Genomic DNA, 8,008 nt, shown 5'->3' with positions numbered 1-8,008 from the left:
TTCTTTTCGTCATTTTATACGATAAAAAGTGTCCACTTTTTTCAACAGGGGTCATCTTATCGTAGTTTATCAATAGTAGACTTTCATAGTGCTACTTAAGCACTTAATAAGCGCATTCTGTCAATTTTCTCGATGACCGCCTGATAAAGGTCATGATCGGAATCTGGATTGTTGCGATCAGGATGGTTCACACTACGGATTTTTTTCAAATGCGTCAAATCATCTGGTAAGTCATGTACCTTGGTAACTCGGTCGCCATTTTTAGCCATCACCCGCTGAAGCTCAGCCTCGGCTTCTACGCGCGTGTCATAAAGTATCTTACTGCCGAGCCGCCAAATATTCTGGTTATTACGTGGGGATAGCTTTTCTTTACCATCAAACCAAAACCATTTTCCAGTATCGGCATCCTGTTCAAAATGAATAGTGGTGATGACGTAGGTATAATTAGGAGGCTCAATTTCTTTGGTAAATTGCTTAATGATTTTGGCGACAGTCTCGACATTTACAACGTAATACGCACCTGCCTCATGAGGGCTGAATGCACTACTATGGGTTGAAGCAGGCGTGCTGCCGTTATTTGCTGAGTTTATTTCAGCCATTCGGGCAAGCGCTCTGCGTTGAGAGTTGGTCATTGGTATTGTTCCTAAATTTTGTAAATAAGCACGCAGAATAAGTATGTCATCATCTTAATGATTTCTGTTTGACCTTGGTAAACTTGTGCTTTGGTGTCTCATCACCCATTTTAATTGGCCTAAGAAATACAACGACCAAGTAGAGGAGTTGCCGCTATCAAAAGCCGAAAAGAAAGTAACTGTTGTTAAAGCAAAACTGGTTGAGATATTAGCAACAGTCAGTGAGTTGAACATCATAAGTTATGGTCAATTCAAATTAACGCACAAACCGCTTACGATAGCCGCAATCCTGCAAATGGCGAAACATTGAAAATATCCGCAAGTAATCACGTTAGCTTTTCAGTAGTTGTGACACTTAAATCTGTAGTAAATCAATAGCTCTTATCCAGCTTGAAAGCTCTCATAAAAATGCCTTTTCAAACATTGCCGCGCATTATATCAAAAAAAGCAACTCAGAATTGTAAGTAATCAAGCATCTAATATCTACACAAAACCGCCTTCATCTTTCAATTGCTATATTGTGTAAGCAATTGACCGCTAAGGTATTAGTTTGCCTCGCCACTGTCTGCATCAACTAGCAGTCTAGCTAATTCATGAGGTAGGATTTGCATCCTCACTACTCCCCTAATAATTCTGCAATTGGCTTAAGTTGCTCTAAATGTTCAGAGATTACTTTGATTACTACTACAATAGGAACACCCAGCAGCATCCCCCAAATTCCCCACAGCCAAGTAAAAAAAAGTAATGATATAAACACCGCAACAGAGTTCATTTTTGCAATTCTTCCTGTCATCCAAGTTGTAATAAATACACCGACTATAGTTGCAATGGATATTGATACTAGCCCTGTTATTAAAGCCATGCTGACAGAGTTAAACTGTATAAGAGCAGCCGTGCTCAAGGTTAAAGAAATAATAAAAGGCCCAAAATAGGGAATGAAATGAATCAGCCCCGCAGCTAACCCCCATGCACCTGCATTTTCTAAACCAATAAGACTTAAAGCAACCCAAATTAACAAACCAACAAGTATGTTAGTGACAAGCAACATAAATAAATATTTTTGAATTGATTGATTAATATCTTGCAAAATATTGACAGTAATTTTTCTGCTACTTATTGTAGGCCCAGATAATTTTACAAATTTACGTTTAAACATATCACCAGAAATTAATAAAAAATAGGCTAAAAAAACCACGGTTATAAACTCACCTACAGCTCCTGCAAATCCTAATGAACCTCTCCAGAGGAAATCATTTAATCTGAATGGTTCTTCTTGGACAATCACATGCGTAATGGATTTTCCATTGGTTTTTCGATCTTCCGAATTGGTGACACTTTGAACTTGTGTGGCAACAAGTTGCATTTTTTTCACACTCGATAAAGAGCTACTTTTATTGGCTAACATGAGCGACGTGATTTTTTTTGTAACGCCAGGCAATTGCGTAATGATTGATTCAGCCTGACTTTTTAGGCCTATGATTGATAACGATATGATCATGATGAGCAATACAACGACAATACTTGCGCCTAATGTTCTTGGTACTTTTAATTTGATTAGAAATGCTACGATGGGGTTTAAAGTTAATGCTAGGAATATGCTCAGTAACAAAGTGACAAAAAAACTTTGTGCAAAGTTAAGCGCCATAATGACTGCAATAAAAGCTAGTATATTTAAGGATATGTTCTTAACTTTACTCGGGTGAGTGCTATCAACACTGATTTGCGTGGATAGGCTATCAGTAGCTAGTTGTTGATCATTTTTTTTAAAGTCAGACATATCAGGCGCTTTATTTTTCCATGGTTAAATAAGATTGTGCCACTGAGAAACTCAGTGGCACAGATAGTAAACCAAAAAACTAAACTAGAAGACTAGCTTTTAACCACTAAGCTATTCACTACCGATTTAACACCCTCAATGTTCTTCACAACTTCTGCAGCTTTAGCCTTCATTGATTCATCATTGACAAATCCACTTAATATTACTTCACCTTTGTGCGTCTCTACGCTAATTTTCAACGATTTTAACGACTCTTCTTTCAAAAGGGTAGCTTTGGCTTTTGTAGTAATTACGCTGTCACTCACTACTTGGCCAACCTTTTTTTGACTTATCTGTGTTTTTAATTCGCCATACTCAGCAACATCAAGCGTGCCATCAGCATCTTTATCTGCTGACTTGAAAGCTTTATGTTTGATAGCGGTATCTTTTGATGCTTCTTTCCAGTTAAGCTTTTCATCTCCAGATGTATCTAGGCTTTTAAATTCTTCAGCATAAGCTGTTTGATTTTTTTGAACTTCATCAGTATCAAATGCAGATGCATTGAATGAATAACCAACTGTTAATAAAGCCAAAGTAATGGCTGATTTTTTCAAATTTAAGAATTGCATACATCCTCCTATTATTAATTGCTATTCAATTTCACTACAAAACTAAATTGTTTTGTTGAATGAATACTAAGCAAACAGTAGGCGTGAGTCAGTAGCAGTTACGCTGATAGTTATGTAAGAGTATGACTACACAGAGGAGGGCTTAACATTTAAAGGAAGAATGACTAAAGTTAAAACGCCTTTGCTGGGTTCGCTTATCACATCAAAATGTCCGCCAATGGCTAAAACTCTATGACGCATTCCTTTTAGCCCGTGCGTTTCATTATTTAACGCATTTAAATCGATACCCACGCCATTGTCTTGAATTTCAATTTTCAGGTTGGAATCATCACATACAATATGCAAACTTATTTCAGTCGCTTTAGCATACTTATTACAGTTATTCAGTGTTTCTTGAATGACGCGGTACGCCACCAAACTGATTGTTTCATTAATTCTTATGTTTTCATCAGGCAGCGACAACTTCAATGTTAAGTTGCCTCGCTCTGCCGCTTCAGTAATAAGTGTATTGAGTGCAGGCCAGAATCCAAAACTGGAAATCATGGATGGATGTAAATCCTGAACAATTTGCCTTTTAAAACTGATGCTCTGATTAAGGTAACCAATAGTTTTCTTAAGTTTTTCAGTGATTTCTGGTCGGCTAGCACTTAATGTTTTGATGACCCAGCTAACATCCATTTTAATTGCAGTTAACAACGAACCAAGCTCATCATGAAGTTCTCTAGCTAACTTTTGACGTTCACGTTCCACATCAGATTGATAATCTAGAGCTAGTGACTTGAGTAAGTTACTTTGCTGGACAGCTTTTTCAACATGTTTATCATTTTCATGTGACAAAACTTGTTGAAATTCTGCTTTCTTTGAAATTTCATCTAACAATGCTTTTATGACGAGCACCACCAAAAATATTAATAGCAAAGGCCCAATAATGACTGAGGCACGAATCACCATTCGGTAATGATCTCTAGACGATTTAATTTCTAAAAGTTTAGACTGAATAGAACTCTCTAGGCTAACAATATCGTTGTTAATCTCTAGCATGTGTACTAGACCCGAATTTAACTTAACGAGTTTTTCTGCCTGATTAAAATCACCCTTTTTAGCAAAGGATAAAGTGATTTCGATTTCAGTAAACTTGGCCTCAGTGTCGGCTGTTAACTTATCAACTAAATTGAGTTCTTTTTGAAGTTGATACTTAGCGCTTAAAGGTTCTAAATTGGCTGTTATTTCTCGTAAGCTGTCTCTCGCAAGCTTGCTGGCAGATTCATATGGCGCGATATAGCCATTTGCTTTTGTTAATAAGTATCCTCGCTGAGCGCTTTCGGACAAATATATGTTTGCCTGGTATTTTTTTAAGTTAGTTAAAGCGTTTTGCCCATTGGCATAATCATCACCTACTGAGCGGGTAGACATAATCCAGCTGTCATTAAAAATCATTAAGCCTATGGTTATCACTATAGTCAACGCAAGCAAGGCAATGTTACGCCCACCAAAGACGTTGAATAGCTTGTCTAGTTTCTCAAAAAAATCATTAACATATTTTTGCATGGATGTAGGGGGAATCTTACTTAAAAATAGGTGAATGTTGTCTAACGCATCTTTAACTATTAAAACAAAATAAGCATACATTAATTCTTAATTACAAGGAAAAATTATGCTTCATTACGCCATCGTATTTTTTATCATTTCAGTTGTTGCTGGTTTGCTAGGGTTTAGATCAGTTGAATCTGGTGCCTCGAAAATAGCAAAAGTTTTTTTCTATATATTTTTATTCTTAGCTTTATTAGTGATTGCTGGATCACTGTTAGGAATCAGTCTATTTGTATAAATATTTAGGTGATGACTTGGATGTAGTCTTTGTCTGACATTTGATTCGGATAATCGCCACTCATCAAATAAAGCACTTAAAAATACAATAGATTTATGTACTAATTGTTATCACTACTTAGGAGAGCATCAATGCTTCATTACACAGTTACATTTTTAGTCATTGCATTAATTGCCGCCGTGTTGGGGTTTGGTGGAATTGCGGCAGGTGCCGCAGGTATTGCAAAGATACTGTTCTTTGTATTTCTAATTCTTACGATTATTTCATTTTTAAAATCCAAAAAGTAATTTTTATAGAATTTAATTTGTTAAATTTATTATCAAGGAGCTTGCTATGTTTAATTTAAGTAAAAAAGAAGTTTTAAATAAAACTGAAGAAATTACCAATCAAGCAGAAAATGCTACCGCAAATATTGCAGAAAATATTAAATCTCAGGTGAATGACACCTCAGAAAAAATGATTGATAAAACTGATTCTGCTAAACAAGAAGCGAACCAGTTGGTTAGAAGTTTGAAAAATTTAATTAATGATTACTCAAGTACTTCAAAAGTAAGTGATATTAAAGATCAATTGACGATTAAGGCGAGTGAGCTTAAATCATTGGTATCTGATGAAGTAGCAATTGCTTATGCTAATAGCAAACAAAAAGCGAACGATACAGTCAAAGAGAATCCTTTAGTAGCCGTAGCGCTAGTCGCAGGAGCGGGTTTGATTATTGGGTATATTTTAGGCACAAAACAAACCTCTAAATAAAGGTTAATCCCATGCTAGCTACGGATCTTAAATTGATTACGATTTACTTGTTTGAAAGCCGCATTACAGAAACTAGAAAGCAATATTTGTTAGTTAAAAGTAATGCAGCAGATTATGCCGAAACTCGTGCACAATTTATTAAAGATGAAATGCTAACTGATATGCTCAGAATAGCCAGTAGCTTAGTTGGGATTTTAATTATTTTTGCCACAATTATATTTTCTGGAGTCTTGGGTTTAATGTGGTTTTTTGCCAGTATTTGGAGCAATCCTAACAAAGAAATTATTTTAGGAGTATTGATGTTAATCCCACTAGTTTTAGGCTGTCTATTATTTATTAGTATTAGAAATTCATGGAAAAAAGCACCTTTTATGAATTCAAGCACAGTGTTAATTTCGAACGACTGGAAGTCATTCCGCTATAGTTTAGATGGTACGGCTGACACTTCTGATGAGGCTAATGGGTAAACTATGATTTAATGATAGTAATCTTAACTAAGGTGTAAGTATGAAAAAGATTCTATTAGTAGATGATCATAGTATTGTTAGAAATGGTTTAAAAAGTTTAATTGAGCTTGAAAAAGATCTTGAGGTAGCCGGTGAGGCTAGTTCAGGAGTTGAGGCATTGAATCTAGTTAGAAAAAACCAATATGACATCATGGTATTAGATATTTCGATGCCTGATAAAAATGGTGTTGATACATTGCATGATTTAAAACATATCGCACCAGAGCTACCTGTGCTGGTATTGAGTGGGTATGCTGAAGAACAATATGCCGTCAATTTAATGCGGAATGGTTGTAAGGGTTATTTATCTAAAGACGCTGATTCAGATGAGATTATTCGAGCAATCAGAACCATTTCAAATGGTAAAAAATATATTTCTTCAGAGTTAGCTGAATTAATGACTAATGAACTTAGTCATCCATCAGACAAGCAACTACACGAGATGTTGTCAGATCGAGAATTTCAAGTCTTTATTAAATTGGCTGGGGGTATGAGCCCGACTAATATAGGTAATGAACTACATATAAGTATTAAAACAGTCAGCACTTACAGAACGCGTATTTTAGAAAAAATGAGCTTAAAAAGTAATGCGGATTTAACTTATTATGCTTTTAAATATAAATTACTTGATTAATGATTTGTAGGACAAACCCTGATAGCCGATATCAATATTATTGTTTAATATCTAACTATCTGTAATTCTTTTTTATCGTATTTATGATGCGCATTTTATTAGTTGAGGACTCAAAGCTACTACGTGACTCCATCACTGAGATGCTTTCTGGTTGTCAAAACTTATCAGTAGATGCCTACGCAAGTAATAGCCATGACGCAATCTCTCTCCTAAGAAATAATAAATTTGATTTAATTATTGCAGACATTGAGCTAACAGAAGGCAATGGGTTTGATGTGGTGAAATTTACAGACAGTAAAGAATACCCATATGACAAACCTGTCACGGTCATGCTTACAAACCACTCAAACTCTTATTACAAAAATTTAGCCAAGCAGCTAGGTGTTAAATACTTTTACGATAAGTCTATGGATTTTGAAACAGCGATTGATACCATTGAGAGTGAGGCCAAGAAGTTTCAATAAGACATCTTTACTGAGCATGTAATAACGTAAATCTGTCTGGGTGTTGCAATAATTACTTTACTTGATGTAGCTCATCCAGAATGAACTCTGAATGTTAATAGCGGCACTTCTCCCAAGATAACTCCTAAGTCTCAAACTGTAGTTTTCAAACAACCAATGATTGAAGAGGGCTTTCATCAGGCCTGACAAGGCAGTCATCACCTGATGATAGTTAAACATATTACTCCATGCGGCAAAACCTAGTTTGGTTGTAAAGTTGATGCGGGTATATTTGTCAGCAGTCGATCAAATTCCTGCTTAACGACTGAGTAACATTCGCATGAAGTTTTTTCTAATCCGGATCTGGCAAGCACCTCGATATGTCCACGGCTACATTTAATTAATCCCGTGCGTTGCAAATTACCTACTGCCTCAGTAACGCTTTCTCGGCGCACCCCCAACTTACTGGCAATAAGCTCTTGTGTGATGGCGATTGAGTTTGAAGGCAATCTATCAAGACTTAACAACAAAAATCGGCAAAGTTGCTGCTCTATTGTATGGTGCCTATTGCACACTGCGGTTTGTGCTACATGGGTCATGCGTGCTTGAAAGTAGCGCAGTAATATCTGAAATACATGGCCAGAGCGCTCAAACTCATTTCTTAGTAACTGCGCCTTTAGCCTATAAGCAAATCCAGAGTTTTGAACAAAAACTTGGTCAGTTGTGTTTTCACCGCTCATTAAAAGCGAGATGCCGAGCACACCTTCATTGCTGCGTATTACGGCTATCGTGACCGATCAAAACGGACTATCGTGACCAGTTGCGCA

At 36.3% G+C, this 8,008-nt stretch carries 13 protein-coding genes; 8 read left to right on the top strand and 5 right to left on the bottom strand.

What is annotated here, in order from left to right; all coding sequences use genetic code 11:
• Positions 1-95 precede the first annotated feature (95 nt).
• On the bottom strand, positions 96-632 hold the full coding sequence (locus tag PSU78_RS12360) for a hypothetical protein (RefSeq protein ID WP_300388448.1): 537 nt from the start codon (positions 630-632) through the stop codon (positions 96-98).
• 85 nt (positions 633-717) lie between these two features.
• Between PSU78_RS12360 and PSU78_RS12355 the strand changes: the two genes are divergently transcribed.
• Positions 718-942 carry a hypothetical protein gene (locus PSU78_RS12355; RefSeq protein ID WP_300388446.1) on the top strand — a complete coding sequence of 75 codons (225 nt, stop codon included), beginning with the start codon at positions 718-720 and terminating at the stop codon, positions 940-942.
• Positions 882-1,010: an HU family DNA-binding protein gene (locus tag PSU78_RS14005; RefSeq protein WP_367186363.1), complete on the top strand. Its 129-nt coding sequence runs from the start codon at positions 882-884 to the stop codon at positions 1,008-1,010. The genes PSU78_RS12355 and PSU78_RS14005 overlap by 61 nt, the downstream gene beginning before the upstream one ends.
• A 238-nt stretch (positions 1,011-1,248) precedes the next feature.
• Here the strand turns inward: PSU78_RS14005 and PSU78_RS12350 are convergent, their stop codons facing one another.
• The 3 genes from PSU78_RS12350 to PSU78_RS12340 all read right to left on the bottom strand — a co-directional run bounded on the left by PSU78_RS12350 (position 1,249) and on the right by PSU78_RS12340 (position 4,565).
• Positions 1,249-2,409 (bottom strand): AI-2E family transporter, encoded by a 1,161-nt coding sequence (locus PSU78_RS12350; RefSeq protein ID WP_300388445.1) that lies wholly within the window; start codon positions 2,407-2,409, stop codon positions 1,249-1,251.
• Positions 2,410-2,501: 92 nt separating this feature from the next.
• Complete coding sequence (locus tag PSU78_RS12345) at positions 2,502-3,017, bottom strand: BON domain-containing protein (protein WP_300388443.1); 516 nt, start codon at positions 3,015-3,017, stop codon at positions 2,502-2,504.
• A 126-nt stretch (positions 3,018-3,143) separates the two neighbouring features.
• Complete coding sequence (locus tag PSU78_RS12340; protein WP_300388441.1) at positions 3,144-4,565, bottom strand: histidine kinase; 1,422 nt, start codon at positions 4,563-4,565, stop codon at positions 3,144-3,146.
• Positions 4,566-4,671: 106 nt separating this feature from the next.
• Here PSU78_RS12340 and PSU78_RS12335 point away from each other — a divergent pair, with 106 nt between their 5' ends.
• The 6 genes from PSU78_RS12335 (at position 4,672) to PSU78_RS12310 (ending at position 7,202) form a co-directional block, all read left to right on the top strand.
• Positions 4,672-4,845, top strand: coding sequence for a DUF1328 domain-containing protein (locus PSU78_RS12335; protein ID WP_300388439.1), 174 nt, complete (start codon positions 4,672-4,674; stop codon positions 4,843-4,845).
• 131 nt (positions 4,846-4,976) lie between these two features.
• Positions 4,977-5,132: a DUF1328 domain-containing protein gene (locus PSU78_RS12330; protein ID WP_300388437.1), complete on the top strand. Its 156-nt coding sequence runs from the start codon at positions 4,977-4,979 to the stop codon at positions 5,130-5,132.
• Positions 5,133-5,178: 46 nt separating this feature from the next.
• Positions 5,179-5,598 carry a YqjD family protein gene (locus PSU78_RS12325; protein ID WP_300388435.1) on the top strand — a complete coding sequence of 140 codons (420 nt, stop codon included), beginning with the start codon at positions 5,179-5,181 and terminating at the stop codon, positions 5,596-5,598.
• An 11-nt stretch (positions 5,599-5,609) separates the two neighbouring features.
• A complete protein-coding gene (locus tag PSU78_RS12320; protein WP_300388433.1) occupies positions 5,610-6,065 on the top strand; it encodes a phage holin family protein in 456 nt (151 codons plus the stop codon).
• Between the two features lie 40 nt (positions 6,066-6,105).
• Entirely contained in the window at positions 6,106-6,738 is a 633-nt protein-coding gene (locus PSU78_RS12315; protein WP_300388431.1) for a response regulator transcription factor, read from the top strand.
• An 86-nt stretch (positions 6,739-6,824) separates the two neighbouring features.
• Positions 6,825-7,202 (top strand): response regulator, encoded by a 378-nt coding sequence (locus tag PSU78_RS12310; RefSeq protein WP_300388429.1) that lies wholly within the window; start codon positions 6,825-6,827, stop codon positions 7,200-7,202.
• A 239-nt stretch (positions 7,203-7,441) separates the two neighbouring features.
• Here the strand turns inward: PSU78_RS12310 and PSU78_RS12305 are convergent, their stop codons facing one another.
• A complete protein-coding gene (locus tag PSU78_RS12305; protein ID WP_367186360.1) occupies positions 7,442-7,921 on the bottom strand; it encodes a Crp/Fnr family transcriptional regulator in 480 nt (159 codons plus the stop codon).
• Positions 7,922-8,008: the final 87 nt, after the last annotated feature.

It is taken from the genome of Methylotenera sp. (genome assembly GCF_029945705.1).
Classification (GTDB): Bacteria; Pseudomonadota; Gammaproteobacteria; order Burkholderiales; family Methylophilaceae; genus Methylotenera.
This window is presented reverse-complemented; position numbering and strand designations above follow the sequence as displayed.

What these genes read in the sequence shown, in the direction of transcription:
- PSU78_RS12360 (WP_300388448.1), bottom strand. Translation starts at nt 632, where the DNA reads ATGACCAACTCTCAACGCAGAGCGCTTGCCCGAATGGCTGAAATAAAC.
- PSU78_RS12350 (WP_300388445.1), bottom strand. Translation starts at nt 2,409, where the DNA reads ATGTCTGACTTTAAAAAAAATGATCAACAACTAGCTACTGATAGCCTA.
- PSU78_RS12345 (WP_300388443.1), bottom strand. Translation starts at nt 3,017, where the DNA reads ATGCAATTCTTAAATTTGAAAAAATCAGCCATTACTTTGGCTTTATTA.
- PSU78_RS12340 (WP_300388441.1), bottom strand. Translation starts at nt 4,565, where the DNA reads ATGCAAAAATATGTTAATGATTTTTTTGAGAAACTAGACAAGCTATTC.
- PSU78_RS12335 (WP_300388439.1), top strand. Translation starts at nt 4,672, where the DNA reads ATGCTTCATTACGCCATCGTATTTTTTATCATTTCAGTTGTTGCTGGT.
- PSU78_RS12330 (WP_300388437.1), top strand. Translation starts at nt 4,977, where the DNA reads ATGCTTCATTACACAGTTACATTTTTAGTCATTGCATTAATTGCCGCC.
- PSU78_RS12325 (WP_300388435.1), top strand. Translation starts at nt 5,179, where the DNA reads ATGTTTAATTTAAGTAAAAAAGAAGTTTTAAATAAAACTGAAGAAATT.
- PSU78_RS12320 (WP_300388433.1), top strand. Translation starts at nt 5,610, where the DNA reads ATGCTAGCTACGGATCTTAAATTGATTACGATTTACTTGTTTGAAAGC.
- PSU78_RS12315 (WP_300388431.1), top strand. Translation starts at nt 6,106, where the DNA reads ATGAAAAAGATTCTATTAGTAGATGATCATAGTATTGTTAGAAATGGT.
- PSU78_RS12310 (WP_300388429.1), top strand. Translation starts at nt 6,825, where the DNA reads ATGCGCATTTTATTAGTTGAGGACTCAAAGCTACTACGTGACTCCATC.
- PSU78_RS12305 (WP_367186360.1), bottom strand. Translation starts at nt 7,921, where the DNA reads ATGAGCGGTGAAAACACAACTGACCAAGTTTTTGTTCAAAACTCTGGA.